16 protein-coding genes are annotated in these 18,303 nt (G+C 69.2%); 12 read left to right on the forward strand and 4 right to left on the reverse strand.

The genetic code is table 11. From position 1 onward, the window contains the following. The first annotated feature begins 117 nt into the window (after positions 1-117). The 5 genes from AB0305_RS15770 to dnaE all read left to right on the forward strand — a co-directional run bounded on the left by AB0305_RS15770 (position 118) and on the right by dnaE (position 6,519). Positions 118-426: a YggT family protein gene (locus tag AB0305_RS15770; protein ID WP_290258179.1), complete on the forward strand. Its 309-nt coding sequence runs from the start codon at positions 118-120 to the stop codon at positions 424-426. A gap of 144 nt (positions 427-570) precedes the next feature. Further along, positions 571-1,263 (forward strand): DivIVA domain-containing protein, encoded by a 693-nt coding sequence (locus tag AB0305_RS15775; RefSeq protein ID WP_364137832.1) that lies wholly within the window; start codon positions 571-573, stop codon positions 1,261-1,263. A 108-nt stretch (positions 1,264-1,371) separates the two neighbouring features. Further along, the gene (lspA, locus tag AB0305_RS15780) at positions 1,372-1,986 is read left to right on the forward strand and encodes a signal peptidase II (RefSeq protein ID WP_364137830.1); all 615 of its coding nucleotides are present in this window, start codon (positions 1,372-1,374) and stop codon (positions 1,984-1,986) included. Further along, on the forward strand, positions 1,979-2,926 hold the full coding sequence (locus AB0305_RS15785) for an RluA family pseudouridine synthase (protein WP_364137828.1): 948 nt from the start codon (positions 1,979-1,981) through the stop codon (positions 2,924-2,926). Before lspA ends, AB0305_RS15785 begins: the two co-directional genes overlap by 8 nt. A gap of 35 nt (positions 2,927-2,961) precedes the next feature. Further along, positions 2,962-6,519, forward strand: a complete 3,558-nt coding sequence (dnaE, locus tag AB0305_RS15790) for a DNA polymerase III subunit alpha (RefSeq protein ID WP_290258173.1) — start codon at positions 2,962-2,964, stop codon at positions 6,517-6,519. Between the two features lie 4 nt (positions 6,520-6,523). On the opposite strand, the gene AB0305_RS15795 is transcribed toward dnaE, so the two are convergent. Beyond that, positions 6,524-6,982 (reverse strand): flavin reductase family protein, encoded by a 459-nt coding sequence (locus tag AB0305_RS15795; RefSeq protein WP_290258259.1) that lies wholly within the window; start codon positions 6,980-6,982, stop codon positions 6,524-6,526. 201 nt (positions 6,983-7,183) lie between these two features. Here AB0305_RS15795 and AB0305_RS15800 point away from each other — a divergent pair, with 201 nt between their 5' ends. The 3 genes from AB0305_RS15800 (at position 7,184) to nrdR (ending at position 9,813) form a co-directional block, all read left to right on the forward strand. Further along, positions 7,184-7,786 carry a hypothetical protein gene (locus AB0305_RS15800; protein ID WP_364137826.1) on the forward strand — a complete coding sequence of 201 codons (603 nt, stop codon included), beginning with the start codon at positions 7,184-7,186 and terminating at the stop codon, positions 7,784-7,786. Positions 7,787-7,795: 9 nt separating this feature from the next. Then, positions 7,796-9,205, forward strand: coding sequence for a histidinol dehydrogenase (gene hisD, locus AB0305_RS15805; RefSeq protein WP_364137824.1), 1,410 nt, complete (start codon positions 7,796-7,798; stop codon positions 9,203-9,205). 101 nt (positions 9,206-9,306) lie between these two features. Next, on the forward strand, positions 9,307-9,813 hold the full coding sequence (gene nrdR, locus AB0305_RS15810) for a transcriptional regulator NrdR (RefSeq protein WP_364137822.1): 507 nt from the start codon (positions 9,307-9,309) through the stop codon (positions 9,811-9,813). A 157-nt stretch (positions 9,814-9,970) separates the two neighbouring features. On the opposite strand, the gene ppgK is transcribed toward nrdR, so the two are convergent. Further along, positions 9,971-10,774, reverse strand: coding sequence for a polyphosphate--glucose phosphotransferase (ppgK, locus tag AB0305_RS15815; protein ID WP_290258169.1), 804 nt, complete (start codon positions 10,772-10,774; stop codon positions 9,971-9,973). Positions 10,775-10,858: 84 nt separating this feature from the next. Continuing rightward, complete coding sequence (gene map / locus AB0305_RS15820; RefSeq protein ID WP_364137820.1) at positions 10,859-11,737, reverse strand: type I methionyl aminopeptidase; 879 nt, start codon at positions 11,735-11,737, stop codon at positions 10,859-10,861. A 71-nt stretch (positions 11,738-11,808) separates the two neighbouring features. On the opposite strand from map, the gene AB0305_RS15825 reads away from it, so the two are divergent. Both AB0305_RS15825 and AB0305_RS15830 read left to right on the forward strand, forming a co-directional pair. Beyond that, positions 11,809-11,973, forward strand: coding sequence for an SPOR domain-containing protein (locus tag AB0305_RS15825; RefSeq protein ID WP_290258167.1), 165 nt, complete (start codon positions 11,809-11,811; stop codon positions 11,971-11,973). 122 nt (positions 11,974-12,095) lie between these two features. Further along, positions 12,096-12,656 (forward strand): YceI family protein, encoded by a 561-nt coding sequence (locus AB0305_RS15830; RefSeq protein WP_364137818.1) that lies wholly within the window; start codon positions 12,096-12,098, stop codon positions 12,654-12,656. Positions 12,657-12,683: 27 nt separating this feature from the next. Here the strand turns inward: AB0305_RS15830 and panB are convergent, their stop codons facing one another. Then, on the reverse strand, positions 12,684-13,577 hold the full coding sequence (panB, locus tag AB0305_RS15835) for a 3-methyl-2-oxobutanoate hydroxymethyltransferase (RefSeq protein WP_364137816.1): 894 nt from the start codon (positions 13,575-13,577) through the stop codon (positions 12,684-12,686). Between the two features lie 263 nt (positions 13,578-13,840). Here panB and glnA point away from each other — a divergent pair, with 263 nt between their 5' ends. Then, entirely contained in the window at positions 13,841-15,181 is a 1,341-nt protein-coding gene (gene glnA, locus AB0305_RS15840; protein WP_138769615.1) for a type I glutamate--ammonia ligase, read from the forward strand. 9 nt (positions 15,182-15,190) lie between these two features. Further along, positions 15,191-18,199, forward strand: coding sequence for a bifunctional [glutamine synthetase] adenylyltransferase/[glutamine synthetase]-adenylyl-L-tyrosine phosphorylase (locus AB0305_RS15845; protein ID WP_364137814.1), 3,009 nt, complete (start codon positions 15,191-15,193; stop codon positions 18,197-18,199). Positions 18,200-18,303: the final 104 nt, after the last annotated feature.

Genomic DNA, 18,303 nt, shown 5'->3' on the forward strand with positions numbered 1-18,303 from the left:
GCCAGGCAGGATCACCTGCCCGGCCGCCCCGCCGGAATTTTCGTGTTGAAATAGAAGCGCACCCCCCGGCCAGGACACTGCGGTATCCGGAACGAACATGGAGAACTGAACTAACTCATGGGAATTGTTTTCGGGCTGATCTATATCGCGCTGCTGCTCTTCTTTGTCGCGCTGATCGTGCGCCTGGTTTTCGACTGGGTCCAGATGTTCGCGCGCAGCTGGCGTCCCCGCGGCGCGGCGCTGATCACCGCCCACGCGGTGTACGCCGTGACGGACAAGCCGCTCAAGCTGCTGCGCCGGATCCTCCCGCCGCTCCGGCTGGGCGGGATTTCCCTGGACCTTGCCTTCCTGGTCCTCTTCCTGGCGGTCTCGATTGCCATGGGAGTAGCCAGGTCACTGACCTACGCGACGGCCGTCGCCATCTGACGCGGCCCGCGGACAGCACCATCATCAGATAAAAACTCCGGTCCAACACTGCGGTGTTGAATTAGAGGAACCAGACCATATTTAGGTACCGTAGTTTTGACGGCCGGAAGGCCTCCTGACTAACTAGACCAACGAGGTGACCAGATGGCTTTGACGCCAGAAGACGTTGTCAACAAGCGCTTTCAGCCGACCAAGTTCCGCGAAGGATACGACCAGGACGAGGTTGACGACTTCCTGGACGAAATCGTCGTCGAACTCCGACGCCTGAACCAGGAAAACGACGAGCTCCGTAAGAAGCTCGCCGAGGCCGGTTCCGGCACGGCTGCGGCCCCCTCCGCGGCCGCACCCGTCGTGGAAAAGGTCCCCGCACCCGTCAAGGCCGAGCAGGATGACCGCGCCAAGGCCGAGGCCAAGGCCAAGGCCGAAGCCGACGCAAAGGCCGCCGAAGCCGCGAAGAAGAAGGAAGCCGAAAAGGCTCCCGCCCCCGCCGCTGCGGCCCCCGTCGCCGCCTCCGCCTCCGCGGAATCCGCCGCCGGCCTGCTGGCCATGGCGCAGCAGATGCACGACAAGCACATCGCCGACGGCGAGCAGCAGCGCGACAAGATCATCGCCGAGGCACAGATCGAAGCCAGCAGCCTGGTCAACGACGCGCAGGAGAAGTCCCGCAAGATCCTGGGCGCCCTCGAGCAGCAGCGCTCCGTCCTGGAACGCAAGGTCGAGCAGCTCCGCGGCTTCGAGCGCGACTACCGCTCCCGCCTGAAGGCCTACATCGAGGGCCAGCTGCGTGACCTGGACGCCCGCGGTTCCGTCGCGGCCCCCGAGGTCGAAGCGAACTAGTCGAAGCGGACCACCAGCTTCAGCACGTATTCTGAAAGCCGGTGGCTGAGGACTCCTCGGCCACCGGCTTTCTGCATGTGGCATGACCGGAACCGGAACGAAAGCACTATGACGAACGCACCAACCCCCGCCGTCCCCCGGGACGCACCCGCCCGCAGGCCGCGCCGCGCGCTCCTGCTCTCCCTGTTCGCGGGCTTCGCCGTGTTCGCCTACGTCTTCGACCAGCTCACCAAGCTGTGGGTCACCTCCACCATGATCGAGGGGCAGCGGACCCCGGTCCTGCCCCCGCTGCTGCACTGGTATTACATCCGGAACTCCGGCGCCGCGTTCTCCATCGGCGAGAACGTCACCTGGGTCTTCACAATCATCATGGCCGCCGTCTCCGTGACCATCCTGCTGCAGCTGCGCAAGCTCGGCTCCGCTTGGTGGGCGCTGGCGCTGGGCCTGCTGCTCGGCGGCGCCCTGGGCAACCTGACCGACCGGCTCTTCCGCGACCCGTCCTTTGGCATGGGCCACGTGGTGGACTTCATCCAGCTCCCCAACTTCGCCATCTTCAACATCGCCGACTCCGCGGTCGTGTCCTCCGTGGTGATCATCTGCCTCCTGACCCTGCGCGGCATCCCGCTGGACGGCGTCCGGCGGCGCGAGGAAGCCCACGACGGCGACGAGCACGACGCCGACAAGGATGATGCCGACAAGCACGACGGCGGCAACCATGTCTGAACCGGCAGCCGGCGCGGCCCGGCACTACACCGTCCCCGAGGAGCTCGCCGGTGCCCGCATCGACGCGGGGCTGGCCCGCCTCATGGACATCTCCCGGTCCCAGGCCGCGGCGTTGATCGCCGAGGGACACGTCAGCACCGGCGGCAAGCCGGTCGGAAAGTCGCTGAAGCTCAGCGCCGGCGCCGGACTCGACGTCGTCGTCCCGGACCGCAGGGACCCCCTGGAAGTGGTGGAGGAAGTCGTGGAAGGCCTCACAATCCTGCTCGACGACGATGATTTCGTCGTGATCGACAAGCCCGTCGGCGTCGCCGCGCACCCCTCGCCCGGCTGGGTGGGGCCCACGGTCGTCGGCGGCCTCGCCGGCGCCGGGTACCGGATCTCCACCTCCGGCGCCACCGAACGCGCCGGGATCGTGCACCGGCTCGACGTCGGCACCTCCGGGGTCATGGTGGTCGCCAAGACCGAGGACGCGTACACCAAGCTCAAGCGGGCCTTCAAGGACCGCACCGTGGACAAGGTCTACCACGCCGTCGTCCAGGGCCTCCCGGACCCGCTCGCAGGCACCATCGACGCACCCATCGGCCGCCACCCGGGCCACGACTGGCGCTTCGCCGTCGTCGAGGACGGCCGCGACTCGGTCACCCACTACGAGGTCCTCGAGGCGTTCGGCAAGGCGTCCCTGGTGGAAGTGCACCTGGAAACCGGGCGCACCCACCAGATCCGCGTGCACTTCTCAGCGCTCCGCCACCCCTGCGCCGGAGACCTGACCTACGGCGCCGACCCGCGGCTGGCCGCCACCCTGGGCCTGACCCGGCAGTGGCTGCACGCCCGGCAGCTCTCCTTCGACCACCCCCGGACGGGGGAGCGGGTCACCGTCACCAGCGACTACCCGCAGGACCTGCAGTACGCGCTCGAGGTCCTCGCCTCCGGCAACGCCTGACGCCCACCGTCCGTGCCCGGCACTAGAATGAACCGGTGACTTCCAGCAACAATTCGTTCGTCCATCTCCACAACCACACCGAATACTCCATGCTGGACGGCGCCGCCCGGCTCGGGGAACTGTTCGATGAGACCGGACGGCTGGGCATGCCGGCGCTGGCCACCACGGACCACGGCTACCTGTTCGGCGCCTTCGACTTCTGGAAGCGCGCCACCGACGCCGGCATCAAGCCGATCATCGGCGTCGAGGCCTACGTCACGCCCGGCACCGCCCGCACGGACAAGACCAGGGTGCGCTGGGGCGAGGAAAACCAGCGCAAGGACGACATCTCCGGCGGCGGCGCGTACACGCACATGACGCTGCTGAGCTATAACAACACCGGCATGCGGAACCTCTTCCGTGCCTCCTCGATCGCGTCCCTGGACTCCGTCTTCGGCAAGTGGCCGCGGCTGGACCGGGAGCTGCTGAACACCTACTCAGAGGGGCTCATCGCCACCACCGGCTGCCCCTCCGGCGAGGTGCAGACCCGGCTCCGGCTGGGCCAGTACCGGGAGGCGTTGGAAGCCGCCGCCGAGTTCCGCGACATCTTCGGCGCGGAGAACTACTTCTGCGAGCTGATGGACCACGGCCTGGACATCGAGCGCCGCGTCACCGGCGACCTGCTGCGCCTGGCCAAGGAACTGAACCTCCCGCTGGTGGCCACGAACGACCTGCACTACACCCACGAGCACGACGCCAAGGCCCACGAGGCGCTGCTGGCCATCCAGTCCGGCTCCACCCTGCTCGAACCCACCTACGACAACGGCGGCTCGCGGTTCGCTTTCTCCGGCAGCGGCTACTACCTGAAGTCCCCGCAGGAGATGCGCGAGCTCTTCCGGGACCACCCGGACGCATGCGACAACACCCTGCTGATCGCCGAGCGCTGCGACGTCTCCTTCAACACCGGCGCCAACTACATGCCCCGCTTCCCCTGCCCCGAGGGCGAGGACGAGACCTCCTGGCTGGTCAAGGAGGTGGACAAGGGCCTGCACTACCGGTACCCGCAGGGCATCCCGGACAAGGTCCGCGCCCAGGCCGACTACGAACTCGACGTCATCACCTCGATGGGCTTCCCGGGCTACTTCCTGGTGGTCGCGGACTTCATCAACTGGGCCAAGAACAACGGCATCCGCGTCGGCCCCGGCCGTGGCTCCGGTGCCGGTTCCATGGTGGCCTACGCCATGCGCATCACCGACCTGGACCCGCTGCACCACGGCCTGATCTTCGAACGGTTCCTCAACCCGGACCGCGTCTCCATGCCCGACTTCGACGTCGACTTCGATGACCGCCGCCGGTCCGAGGTGATCGACTACGTGACGAAGAAGTACGGTGACGAGCGCGTGGCCATGATCGTCACCTACGGCACCATCAAGACCAAGCAGGCGCTCAAGGACTCCTCCCGCGTGCTGGGCTACCCGTTCAGCATGGGCGAGACCCTGACGAAGGCGCTGCCCCCGGCGGTCATGGCCAAGGACATCCCGCTGGCGGACATCCAGAACCCCGAGGCCAAGCGCTACGGCGAGGCCGGGGACTTCCGGCAGTTGATCGCCACCGATCCGGAGGCCGCCAAGGTCTTCGAGACCGCCCTCGGCATCGAGGGCCTGAAGCGCCAGTGGGGCGTGCACGCCGCCGGCGTCATCATGTCCTCGGACCCCATCATCGATGTCATCCCGATCATGCGCCGCTTCCAGGACGGCCAGGTCATCACCCAGTTCGACTACCCGACGTCCGAGGGCCTGGGCCTGATCAAGATGGACTTCCTGGGCCTGCGGAACCTGACGATCATTTCCGACGCCCTGGAAAACATCAAAATGAACCGCGGGGTGGACCTGGACCTGGAATCCCTGGCCCTGGACGACGCCGCCTCCTACGAACTGCTGGCCCGCGGTGACACCCTGGGCGTCTTCCAGCTCGACGGCGGGCCCATGCGGTCACTGCTGAAGCTGATGAAGCCGGACAACTTCGAAGACATCTCCGCCGTCCTGGCCCTCTACCGCCCGGGCCCGATGGGCGCCAACGCGCACAACGACTACGCGCTGCGCAAGAACGGCATCCAGCCGGTCATCCCCATCCACCCGGAGCTGGAGGAACCGCTCGCCGAGATCCTCGGCGGCACGTACGGCCTGATCGTGTACCAGGAGCAGGTCATGGCCGTGGCGCAGAAGCTCGCCGGCTACAGCCTGGGCCAGGCCGACATCCTCCGCCGCGCCATGGGTAAGAAGAAGAAGTCGGAACTGGATAAGCAATTCGCCGGCTTCTCCCAGGGCATGCAGGACAACGGCTACTCCATGGACGCCGTGAAGACCCTCTGGGACATCCTGCTCCCATTCTCCGACTACGCCTTCAACAAGGCCCACTCGGCCGCCTACGGCGTGATCTCCTACTGGACCGCCTACCTGAAGGCCCACTACGCCCAGGAGTACATGGCGGCGCTGCTTACCAGCGTCGGCGACGACAAGGACAAGTCGGCCATCTACCTGAACGAGTGCCGCCGGATGGGCATCACGGTGCTGCCGCCGGACGTCAACGAGTCCGCGTTGAACTTCACCCCGGTGGGCAACGACATCCGCTTCGGCATGGGCGCCATCCGCAACGTCGGCGCCAACGCCGTCGACGCCATGGTGGCCGCCCGCGAACGCGAGGGTGCCTTCACTTCCTTCAAGGACTTCCTGATGAAGGTCCCGGCCGTGGTCTGCAACAAGCGCACCATCGAATCGCTCATCAAGGCCGGCGCCTTCGACTCGCTGGGACACCACCGGCGCGCCCTCGCCATGGTCCACGAAGAGGCGATCGACTCCGTCATCACGCTCAAGCGCAACGAGGCCATCGGCCAGTTCGACCTGTTCGCCGGGATCGAGGACACCGAATCGGAGTCCTCGCTCAGCATCGACATCCCGGACCTGCCCGAATGGGAGAAGAAGGACAAGCTCTCCTTCGAGCGGGACATGCTGGGCCTCTACGTCTCGGACCACCCGCTGCAGGGCCTGGAGGGCGTCCTGACCCAGCACGCGGACCAGTCCATCACCTCGATCATCGCCGAGGACGGCCCGCACGACGGCGCGATCATCACCATCGCGGGCATGATCACCTCGCTGAGCCGGCGGATCGCCAAGGCCAGCGGCAACGCCTACGCCCGCGCCGAGATCGAGGACCTCGGCGGCTCGGTGGAGGTGATGTTCTTCGGCCAGGTCTACGGCCCCATCGCCTCCGTCCTGGCCGAGGACCTGATCGTCGTCGTCAAGGGCCGCCTGCAGCGCCGGGACGACGGGGCCATCGCGGTGAACTGCATGGAACTCTCCGTGCCGGACCTCAGCGAGGGCCTGGACGGGCCGCTGGTGATCACCATGCCCACGCACAAAGCCACCGAGGCCGTCGTGAACGAACTCGGCGAGGTCCTGAAGACCCACCGGGGCAAGTCCGAGGTGCGGCTGCACCTGCACGGCGACTCACGGGTGGAGGTGATGGGCCTGCCGGTGCACCTGCGGGTCAACCCGAGCCCCTCGCTCTACGGCGACCTCAAGGTCCTCCTCGGGCCCACGTGCCTGGACGGGTAAGGACTCAGATCTCGTAGTCCAGCGGCACCGGCTGGGAGTAGGCGCCGCCGTGGTAGAGCAGCGGCACCGAGGCTCCGCCGACCGCGCCGTCGACCACTTCGACGACCACGACGGCGTTGTTCTCGAAGGACAGGCGCATCTGGATCTTTCCGATCAGCCAGCCGGAGACGTCCTTGAGGACCGGGACCCCGTGCGGTCCCTCCTCCCAGTGGTCGCCCTCGAAGCGGTCCCGTCCGCGGGCGAAGCGGTCGGCCAGGGTCTGGTTCTCCAGGCCCAGCATGTGAACGCCGATGTAGCTGGAGTTGGCGACGGCGGGCCATGAACTGGACGTCCGGGCCATGTTGAAGGTGAACCGGGGCGGCTTGGCCGACAGCGACGCCACCGAGGTGGCCGTGAACCCGTAGGGAGCCCCGTTGTAGCTCGCGGTGATGATGGCGACGCCCGCGGCGTGCCGGCGGAACATTTCCTTGAACGTTCCCTCGAAGGGCTCTTCGGCTGACGACACGGTGGTCCATCTCCCTGCTGTGGTGCGGCTGTTGCTGGTGCCAGCGTATTCCCGCAACGCCCGACGGCGGTATTCGGCCGGTCGCGGGGCGCCGCGCGGCGTCATCCTGGCCCGGCCGGCGTGCCGGAGGGCGCGGAATCCTGGGTTAAGGTTTGTTGCATGACACAACCCGCGGTGCACCCGCCCGTCGACCCCCACGGCTCCGGCGCCGCGCCCACCGACGGCACACCCGGGAATACCGCCGGCACCGGCGGGACAGGATGGGGCGACGGCGCTGACACCCCCACGCCCAGGCGCCGGCGGGTGCCGTGGCGCGGACTGCTGGTCATCGCCCTGGCCGGGATCCCGGTCGGGCTGCTCTGGTGGGCTCTGGCGCCCACCGGCCTGAACCTGATCAGCCGTGACCCGGCGCTGGCCAGCGGCAGCAACCCCTCCACCTGGCTGCCCCGGGACCTGGTCCTGGCCGGGCTGTACCTGGCGGCCGGCTGCGTCGGCGGGATCCTGGCCGCCGGCAGCAAGCCGGCCAGCCTGCCGCCGCTGACCGTCATCGGTGCCGTCGCCGCGGGCGCCGTCGGTGCCCTCCTGGCGTGGGGGACCGGCGTCCTGGCCGGCGCGGTCTTCACCCCGGCCGGGGACACCTCCGCCAGTGCCAGCATCGCCTTCTCGCTACGGGCCTACGCCGTGCTGCTGGTCTGGCCCGCGGCCACCGCGCTGTCCATCTTCGTCGCCTCCCTGTTCGGCCACCCTGACCAGGAGCCGTAAAATAGGCGGGTGACTTCCTCTGCCGACCGCCCCGCGTCCCTGGTACCCGCCTCCACCGGCCTCGATTTCCGGACCGTGGACGTCCGCGGGCGGCAGCTGACCCTCGCCGGCCTTCGCGCCGCCGTCCCGCGGGCCCAGCACGGCACCGTGGCCGACGCCGAGGGCAAGGTCCAGGAGATCATCGCCGACGTCCGGGGCCGCGGCCTCGCCGCGCTGAGCGACCTGGCCAAGCGGTTCGACGGCGTCGAGCAGTCCCACCCGCGGGTGCCCGCAGAGGCCCTGCAGTCCGCGCTGGACGGCCTGGACCCGGAGGTGCGCGCCGCGCTGGAGGAATCCATCCGCCGCGCCCGGCTCTTCGCCGACGCCCAGCGTCCGGCCAACACCGACGTCGCCCTCGGCGACGGCGCGGTGGTCAGCCAGAACTGGGTGCCGGTCTCCCGCGTGGGCCTCTACGTTCCCGGCGGCCTGGCCGTCTACCCCTCCTCGGTGATCATGAACGTGGTCCCGGCGCTGGCCGCCGGCGTTCCCTCGATCGCGCTGGCGTCCCCGCCGCAGAAGGACTTCGGCGGCCTGCCGCACCCCACCATCCTCGCCGCCGCCGCGCTGCTGGGCATCGATGAGGTCTACGGGATCGGCGGGGCGCAGGCCATCGCCGCCTTCGCCTACGGCGTCCCCGCGGACGGCTCCCCGGCGGACGCATCCGACACCGCCCTGCCCGGCATCGACCCGGTGGACGTCGTCACCGGCCCGGGGAACATCTTCGTCGCCACCGCCAAGCGCCTGGTCAAGGGCGCTGTCGGCATCGACTCGGAGGCCGGCACCACCGAGATCGCGATTCTGGCCGACGCCACCGCCCACCCCGGGCTCGTGGCCGCGGACCTGATCAGCCAGGCCGAGCACGACCCCAAGGCCGCCTCGGTCCTCATCACCGACTCCGAGGATCTCGCCGCGGCCGTGCGCCGGGAGCTCGACACCCAGGCCGCCGCCACCAAGCACAGCGCCCGCGTCCGGGAAGCCCTCTCCGGCCCGCAGTCCGGCGTCGTCCTGGTCGAGGACCTGGAGCAGGGAATCGCCGCCTGCGACGCCTACGCCGCCGAGCACCTGGAAATCATGACCTCGGATGCCGCCGCCGTCGCCGCCCGGATCCGCAACGCCGGCGCCATCTTCGTGGGCGACTACAGCCCGGTCAGCCTGGGCGACTACTGCGCCGGGTCCAACCACGTGCTGCCCACCAGCGGCACCGCGGCCTTCTCCTCGGGCTTGAACGTCACCACCTTCCTGCGCGCCATCCAGGTCATCAACTACGACCGGGCCGCGCTGGAGGTCGTCAGCCGGCACATCGTCAGCCTGTCGGTGGCCGAGGACCTGCCGGCGCACGGCGAGGCCGTGACCGCCCGGTTCGCCAACCACAACATGTAGTAATTACAGGCTTGTTATTCGCCCAGATCTAGTCGTAGACTGAATCCGGAAGCCCCGCCAGCGGTGCTTCCTTCCGGAGTTGCGGCAGGAAAGGAAGAGACGTGTATTGCCCGTTCTGCCGTAATCCTGACTCCCGCGTGGTGGACAGCCGCATCGCCGACGACGGCTCGGCCATACGCCGCCGCCGCCAGTGCCCCGAATGCGGCCGCCGCTTCACCACCGTGGAAACCACCAGCCTCACCGTGATCAAGCGGTCCGGCGTGGGCGAGCCGTTCAGCCGGAGCAAGGTCATCAATGGTGTCCGCAAGGCCTGCCAGGGCCGGCCGGTGACAGAGGACGACCTCGCCATGCTGGCACAGGAGGTCGAGGAGACCATCCGCGCCGCCGGCGCCGCCGAGATCGAGGCCCACGAGGTGGGCCTGGCCATCCTGAACCCGCTGCAGCGCCTCGACGAGGTCGCCTACCTGCGGTTCGCCAGCGTCTACCAGGCATTCGAATCCCTCGAGGACTTCGAGTCCGCCATCGCCCTGCTCCGCCACGAGGCGGAGACCAAGGGGTTGGAGGGCCAAGGCCTCGACGGAAAACCGGCCCAGAAGAGCCCGCTCTAGGCACCCACAGACTCCGGTGGTGGCAACGGAGGGGAAGCCGCAGCCACCACCGGCTCCACAGTGAGATCCGAAAAAGAAGAACCGGCCCGCAGTTGGACAACTGCGGGCCGGTTCTTTGTTTCTGGCGCGGGTCTTACTGCCTGAGCAGAGTAGCGGGCTACTTGGCCAGCTTGTGCGTCAGCGCCACCTCAATGGCCGCGCCCACGATGCCGGCGTCGTTCTTCAGCTCGGCGGGAACGATCGGGGTCCGCAGCGACATGTGCGGCAGGTACTCGTCCGCGCGCTTGGAGATGCCGCCGCCGACGATGAACAGCTCGGGGGAGAAGAGGAACTCCACGTGCGAGAAGTAGCGCTGCAGCAGAACGCTGTATTCGGTCCAGCTCAGGCCGTCGCGTTCGCGGGCGACGGCGGAGGCCTTGCTCTCGGCGTCGAAGCCGTCGATCTCCAGGTGGCCGAGCTCGGCGTTGGGGACCAGCTTGCCGTTGAAGATGAACGCGGAGCCGATGCCGGTGCCCAGGGTGATCACCAGGACGGTGCCGTCGACGCCCTTGCCGGCACCGTAGCGGGCCTCGGCGAGGCCGGCGGCGTCGGCGTCGTTGATGACCTCCACCGGGCGCCCCAGCTTGGCGGTGAGCAGCGCGTCGATGTCCAGGTTCAGCCACGCGTGGTCGACGTTGGCGGCGGAGTGGACCACGCCGTGCTGGATGATGCCCGGGAAGGTCACGCCGACGGGGCTGTCGGCCTCCGGGGCGTCGGAGCGCTTGGACAGCTCGGCCACCACCTGGGCGACGACGTCGGCCACCGCCTCCGGCGTCGAGGGCTGCGGGGTCGGAACCCGGAGCCGGTCGCCCACCAGCTTGCCCCTCTTCAAGTCGACGATGCCGCCCTTGATACCGGTGCCGCCGATATCAATGCCGATCAGCGGGGCGTTCTTCTTCGACTTGTCGTCCTTCTTGGCCAATGTGTGTCCGTTCGTGGCTGGGGGCAGGGGCTGGTGACGCGCGCTGCGCGGCTCGTGCTGAAAAGGTGGTGCGGGGACTGCGGGTCAGGGGAGGGTGAGGACGTCGGCGCCGGAGTCGGTCACCAGCAGCGTGTGTTCGTACTGCGCGGTGCGTTTCCGGTCGCGGGTCACCACGGTCCAGTCGTCGGCCCACATGTCCCACTCGATGGTGCCGAGGGTGAGCATGGGTTCGATGGTAAAGACCATACCCGGCTCGATCACGGTGTTGTAGGCGGGCGCGGCGTCATAGTGCGGGATGATCAGGCCGGTGTGGAATGCCTCGCCCACGCCGTGGCCGGTGAAGTCGCGTACCACGCCGTAACCGAAGCGCTTGGCGTAGGAGGCGATGGTCCGGCCGATCACGTTGATCTCCCGTCCCGGGGCCACCGCGCGGATTGCCCGGCGCAGCGACTCCTCGGTGCGTTCCACCAGCAGCCGGGACTCCTCGTCGACGTCGCCCACCAGGAAGGTGTGGTTGGTGTCGCCGTGGACGCCGCCGATGAACGCGGTGATGTCGATGTTCAGGATGTCGCCGTCCTGGACCACGGTGCTGTCCGGGATGCCGTGGCAGATGACCTCGTTCAGCGAGGAACACAGCGACTTCGGGAAGCCCCGGTAGCCCAGCGTGGAGGGGTAGGCCTTGTGGTCAAGGAGGAACTCGTGGCCCACCCGGTCCAGTTCGTCCGTGGTGACGCCCGGTTCGATGTGCTTGCCCACCTCGACGATCGCCTGGGCGGCAATTTTGGAGGCGACGCGGATCTTCTCGATGGTCTCCGCGGACTTCACCTCGGACCCGGTGAATTTCGCCGGCGCGGGCTTCCCCACGTACTCCGGACGCGGAATCGACGCCGGCACGGCACGCTGCGGGCTGATCGTGCCCGGGACAAGGGTGCCAATGGGTGCAGTCGAGGTGAGGGAAGGCATAGATTGATTCTATAAGCAGTGGCCTAAGCCGAAAAAAATGCAGCCGCCCGGCACGTGCAGAAGGAGATCCGATGGCCGAGTATTGGTACAACGTCAACACCCACGAGATCGAGGAGGACGCGATGTCGGACTGGAGCCAGCTCATCGGCCCGTACAAGACCCGCGAGGAAGCCGAACACGCCCTCGAAAAGGTCAAGGCACGCAACGAGGCGTGGGACAAGGGCGACGACGACTAAACAGCCACCCCGGGCGCGCTCCGGCGCCCGTCGGCGGCTCCGGCCAGGGCCGGGACACCGTTCGCATCACCATCCATCCATATCCGGGTGCCGGCACGACCGGTACCGCTAGGAGGTTCATCATGGCCGAACTCTCGCCGGAATACGCGGGACAGTGGCGCTTCGACCCAACCCACACGCGGATCGGGTTCTCCACCCGGCACGCGATGGTCACCAAGGTCCGCGGGGCCTTCAACGACTTCGACGGCGTCATCACCGTCGATCCCGTAAACCTGGAACGCTCCTCGGTGGAACTGACCGTCAAGGTGGCGAGCATCGACACCCGCAACGCGGACCGGGACCAGCACCTGCGCACCAACGACTTCTTCGACGCCCCCACCTACCCGGAAATCACCTTCAAGAGCAGCCGGGTGGACCAGGTGGACGAGGGCCACTTCATCGTCATCGGCGACGTGACCATCCGCGGGGTGACCAAGGAGATCTCCATCCCGCTGGACTTCATCGGCGTCGAGCGGGACCCCATGGGTAACCTCCGGGCCGGCTTCGAGGGATCGCGGCGGATCGACCGGCAGGACTTCGGGCTGAAGTGGAACACCGCCCTAGACTCCGGCGGCGTCCTGGTCTCGGACAAGATCACCCTCGAGTTCGAGGTCTCCGCCATCAAGGTCGAGGACGCCTCCTAAGCCCAGTCAGCCTAGGGCGCAGCCCGCCTAAAAGGAATGCTCGGGGCCCGGGAACTGCCCGGAACGGACGTCGTCGCCATAGGCGCGGGCGGCGTCCGTCAGGGTGGTCCGGAGGTCCGCGTACTGCTTGACAAATTTGGCCATCTTCCCGCCGCGCAGCCCCGCCATGTCCTGCCAGACCAGCACCTGGCCGGTGGTGGCGTTGCCGGCCCCGATGCCGATGGTGGGGACATCGAGGGCGGCGTCGACGGCGGCCGCCGTCGCGGCCGGGACCATCTCCATCAGCACGCAGAACGCCCCGGCGTCGGCCAGGGCCACCGCATCCTCGATCAGGCGCGAGGCGTCGTCGCCCCGGCCCTGCACCCTGTAGCCGCCCAGGGCGTGCTCGCTCTGCGGCGTGAAGCCGATGTGGGCCATGACCGGGATGCCGGCCTGGACCATGGCGCGCACGGTGTCCGCGTAGAACGCCCCGCCTTCCATCTTGACCGCGTGCGCCAGACCCTCCTTGAGGAAGCGCACGCCGGTCGCGACGGCCTGCTCGGCCGAGACCTCGTAACTGCCGAACGGCAGGTCCGCCACCACCAGGGCGCGGCGGGCGGAGCGGGTCACGGCCCGGCACAGCGGGAGCAGCTCATCGACGGTCACCGGCAGGCTGGTCTCGTTGCCGAAGACGTTGTTGGAGGCCGAGTCACCGACCAGCAGCACCTCGATGCCGGCGTCGTCGAAGATCTCCGCGGTGTACTGGTCATAGGCGGTCAGCATGGCGAAGCGTTCGCCCCTCTCCTTCGCCTGGCGCAGGTGGTGGGTGCGGATCCGCCCGGCGGGCTTCGCGGCGGCCGGCGCCGCCTGCGCGGGGCCGGCGCCGTAGGGGGCGGGAAGTTCTGCGGACATGCCGGAATCGGGGCTGGTGCTGGGGGCCATGGAATGAGCGTAGTGCGATACCGGGGGTCCTAGCTACCGGAGGGGCCGGAGAGACCTGCTTCGGCGGGCAGTCCGGAGCGCCGTCCGGGACGCTCCCGGGTGGCCGGACCGGGGTGTTGTGTTAACGCTGGGTTACGCGCCCGGGCCGGGCCAGCAATCGGCGGTAATGATTAGTAGAGTGAACCGTGAGCAGCTGCGGGCGCCGCCGCCGGCCATGGGCCGGGGCGCGCCGAGGCACGGACGAAGACCCGGAAAGAGGCACTATGGACCGCCAGCAAGAGTTTGTCCTGCGGACGATCGAGGAGCGCGACGTGCGTTTCGTGCGTTTGTGGTTCACCGACGTCGTCGGCTCACTCAAGTCCGTGGCGCTGGCGCCCGCCGAAGTCGAGGGCGCCTTCGAGGAGGGCCTGGGCTTCGACGGCTCCTCGATCGAGGGCCTGGCCCGCGTGTTCGAATCCGACATGCTGGCCCAGCCGGACCCCTCCACCTTCCAGATCCTGCCCTGGCGCGGCGAGACCGAGGCGACCTCGCGGATGTTCTGCGACATCCTCACCCCCGACGGCGAGCCGTCCGCCGCGGACCCGCGCAACGTCCTCAAGCGCAACCTGGCCAAGGCCGCGGACATGGGCTTCACCTGCTACACCCACCCCGAGATCGAGTTCTACCTGCTCAAGTCGCAGCAGCCCGGCCCGGACGGCGCCCCGGTTCCCGTGGACGAGGGCGGTTACTTCGACCACGTCCCCGGCGGCGTGGCCCAGGACTTCCGCCGCACCGCGGTGACCATGCTCGAATCCGTGGGCATCTCGGTGGAGTTCAGCCACCACGAGGCCGGCCCCGGGCAGAACGAGATCGACCTGCGCTACGCCGATGCGCTGCAGACCGCGGACAACATCATGACCTTCCGCACCGTGATCAAGGAGGTCGCCCTGCAGCAGGGCACGTACGCCACCTTCATGCCCAAGCCGTTCACGGCGCACCCGGGCTCCGGCATGCACACCCACTTCTCGCTCTTCGAGGGCGACACCAACGCGTTCTATGAGGCCGGGGCCGAGTTCCAGCTCTCCGAGACCGCACGCCAGTTCATCGCCGGCATCCTCAAGCACGCCCCCGAGTTCACCGCCGTCACCAACCAGTTCGTGAACTCCTACAAGCGGCTCTGGGGCGGGGGAGAGGCGCCCAGCTACCTCAGCTGGGGCCACAACAACCGCTCCGCGCTGGTCCGGGTGCCGCTGTACAAGCCGGGCAAGGGCCAGTCCGCGCGGATCGAATACCGCGGCATCGACTCCGCCGCGAACCCCTACCTGGCCTACGCCGTGCTGCTGGGCGCCGGGCTGAAGGGCATCGAGGAGGGTTACCAACTGCCGGCCGCGGCCGAGGACGACATCTGGTCGCTGAGCTCCGCGGAGCGCCGCGCCATGGGCCACGACCCGCTGCCGGCCAGCCTGCACGACGCGATCCGGACCATGGAGGACTCGGAGCTGATGCCGCAGATCCTCGGCGAGCAGGTCTTCGAACACTTCCTGCGCAACAAGCGCGCCGAGTGGCAGGACTACCGGCTCCAGGTCACGCCCTACGAGCTGCAGCGCAACCTGGCGATCCTCTAGGGGAGTACGGTGAGCCTGGCTCGGCGCCTGATCGCCGCGGGGTTCGACGACCTCGACCGCGGCGAACGCTTCCTGGCCGCCCCCGAACTCGAGGGGCTGGACCGCGAGGCGCTGTTCGCCGGGCTCCGGCTCGCCGCCAACCCGGACACCGCACTGCTGTCCCTGGTCCGGCTGATCGAGAAGAACCCGGACCTGCGCCAGCTCGCCGCGGACCCGGAGCGCAGCGAGCCGCTCTACCGGGTGCTCGGCGCGTCCGAGGCGCTGGGGGAGTTCCTGCTCCGCCACCCGGGGCACCTGGCTGCCTTCGACGCGCCCGTCAGCCCCGAACCGGTCCCCGCGGATCCGGCCGCGCTGCGCACCCGGCTCCTGCAGTCCGTCCGCGCCGACCCGAAGGCCGCGCGCCCCGTCGCCGGGCTGACCGGCCAGGACGGCTACGCCGCGCTCCGGACCGCGTACCGCCGCGGCGTCGTGGACCTGGCCATCAAGGACCTCTGCGCGGCGGACCCGCTGGACTACCTGCCGGCCGTCGGCGCCGAACTGGCGGACCTCGCCGCCGCCGCCATCGAGGCGGCCCTCGCCGTCTCCCGGGCCGAGGCGGCGGAGCAGTTCGGGGCGGAGGACGTCGCCGCCGTCGGGCTCGCCGTGATCGGCATGGGCAAGTGCGGCGCCCGCGAACTGAACTACATCTCCGACGTGGACGTTATTTACGTGATCGACGGCGGCCCGCTGGAGGACGCCCGCGCCGCGACAATCGGCACCGCCCTGGCCTCCGGCCTCTCCCGCGCCATCATGTCCACCGGCAAGGAACCCGGCCTCTGGGAGGTCGACGCGAACCTGCGGCCCGAGGGGAAGTCCGGGCCGCTGGTGCGCACCCTGCCCTCGCACGAGAGCTACTACGCCCGCTGGGCCGAGAGCTGGGAGTTCCAGGCGCTGCTGAAGGCCCGGGCCATCGCCGGCGACGCAGACCTCGGCGCCCGCTACGAGGCCGCCGTCGCACCGCTGATCTGGTCCTCCGCCGGCCGCGAGGGCTTCGTCGAATCCGTCCGGTCCATGCGCCGGCGCGTCACCGAGCACATCCCGTCCGACGAGGAGCAGCGGCAGTTGAAGCTGGGCCGCGGCGGCCTGCGCGACGTGGAATTCACCGTCCAGCTGCTGCAGCTGGTGCACGGGAAGTCCGACGAGTCGCTGCGCTGCCGGGACACCACCGCCGCGATCGCCGCGCTGTCGGCCGGTGGCTACATCGGCCGCACCGACGCCGCGGAATTCGACCGCGACTACCGCTACCTGCGGCTGCTGGAGCACCGGATCCAGCTCTTCCAGCTGCGCCGCACCCACCTCATGCCGGTCAAGGAGGCCTCGCTGCGGTCCCTGGCCAAGGCGGTGCTGGGCTCCCTCTCCGACGACCGTCCGCACCCGGACGCGCTCCTGGACGATTGGCGCAAGACCAAACGCTCGGTCCGGGAACTGCACGACCGGATCTTCTACCGGCCGCTGCTGAACACGGCCGCCGCCCTCAGCACCGAGGAGGCCCGGCTGACCCCGGAGGCCGCGCAGGGTCGGCTCGCGGCGCTGGGCTATCTGGACCCGCCAGGCGCCATGCGGCACATCGAGGCGCTGACCGCGGGGGTGAGCCGCCGCGCCGCGCTGCAGCGCCAGCTGCTGCCGATCCTCTTGGGCTGGCTCGCCGAAGGCGTGGACCCCGACGGCGGCCTGCTGGCCTTCCGCCGCGTCAGCGAGGCCCTGGGCACCACGCACTGGTACCTCGGGCTGCTGCGGGATTCGACGGCGGCCGCCGAGCGTCTCTGCCACGTGCTATCCAACTCCCGGCTGATCGCGGACCTGTTGGAGGTCTCGCCCGAATCGGTGGCCTGGCTCGGCTCGGACAAGGACCTGGTGCCGCTCAGCTACGAGGCGCAGTGGCTGGAAATCACCTCGAAGATGTCCCGCCACTCGGACCCGGAGAGCGCCATGCGGCTGATCCGGCTGATCCGCCGCCGGGAGATCCTCCGAATCGCCATCGCGGACAGCGCCGGGCTCCTGGACCAGGACCAGGTGGGCGCCGCCCTGGCGGACACGGACCGCGCCGCGGTCCTCGGCGCCCTGCGCGTGGCCGAGACCGTCGTCGCGGCGGGCGAACCACTGAAGACCCGGGTGCTGGTGGTGGCCATGGGCCGGCAGGGCGGCCGCGAGATCGGCTACGGCTCGGACGCGGACGTCATGTACGTCCACCGCGGCCTGCCCGGCATCTCCGAGGAGGAGGCGCAGCAGCAGGCGGCCCGGATCGTGGGCAAGCTCTCCAGCCTGCTGACCCAGCCGCTGAAGCCCGCCGTGCTGGCCGAGCGGGTCCTCATGGTCGACGCCGACCTGCGCCCCGAGGGCAAGAACGGGCCCATGGTCCGGTCGCTGGAGTCCTACGCGGAGTATTACCGGCGCTGGTCCCTGGTCTGGGAGGCGCAGGCCCTGCTCCGGGCCCGCCCGATGGCCGGCGACGACGACCTCGCCGCGGACTTCATCGCCCTGATCGACCCGATCCGCTACCCCGAGTCCCTTGCCGAGCAGGACGTCCGGGAGGTCCGCCGGATCAAGGCCCGGGTGGAGTCCGAACGGCTGCCCCGAGGCGCGGATCCCGCCCGGCACCTGAAGCTGGGCCGCGGCGGCCTCAGCGACGTCGAGTGGCTCGCCCAGCTGCTGCAGCTGCGGCACGCAGGGAGGCACCCGGAACTGCGGACCACCTCCACCGTGCAGGCCCTCGAGGCGGCCGCGGAACTCGAATTGCTGGAGGCCGGGGAAGTAGTGCTGCTGCTGCGTGCCTGGCGGCTGGCATGCAGGATCCGCTCCGCCAACGTCATCTGGACCGGCCGCGCCTCGGACCTCCTGCCCTCCTCCCGCCGCGACCTTGAGGCCGTGGCGCGCTGGTGCGGCTACGGCCAAGGCAACGCGGCCGCACTTGAGGAGGACTACCTCCGGCTGAGCCGCCGCGCCCGTGCCGTCTTCGAGCGCGTTTTTTACGGCCAGTAGCCGCCCGTGACCCCTGTGCGGCGCCCTCCCGTGCCGCCGGAGGCCAAATGCGGGTAGCCTCGAGGGGTACTTTGCCGGTCCCACGGGCCGTCACCCGCACTTAC

Source organism: Arthrobacter sp. NPDC080086 (assembly GCF_040702285.1).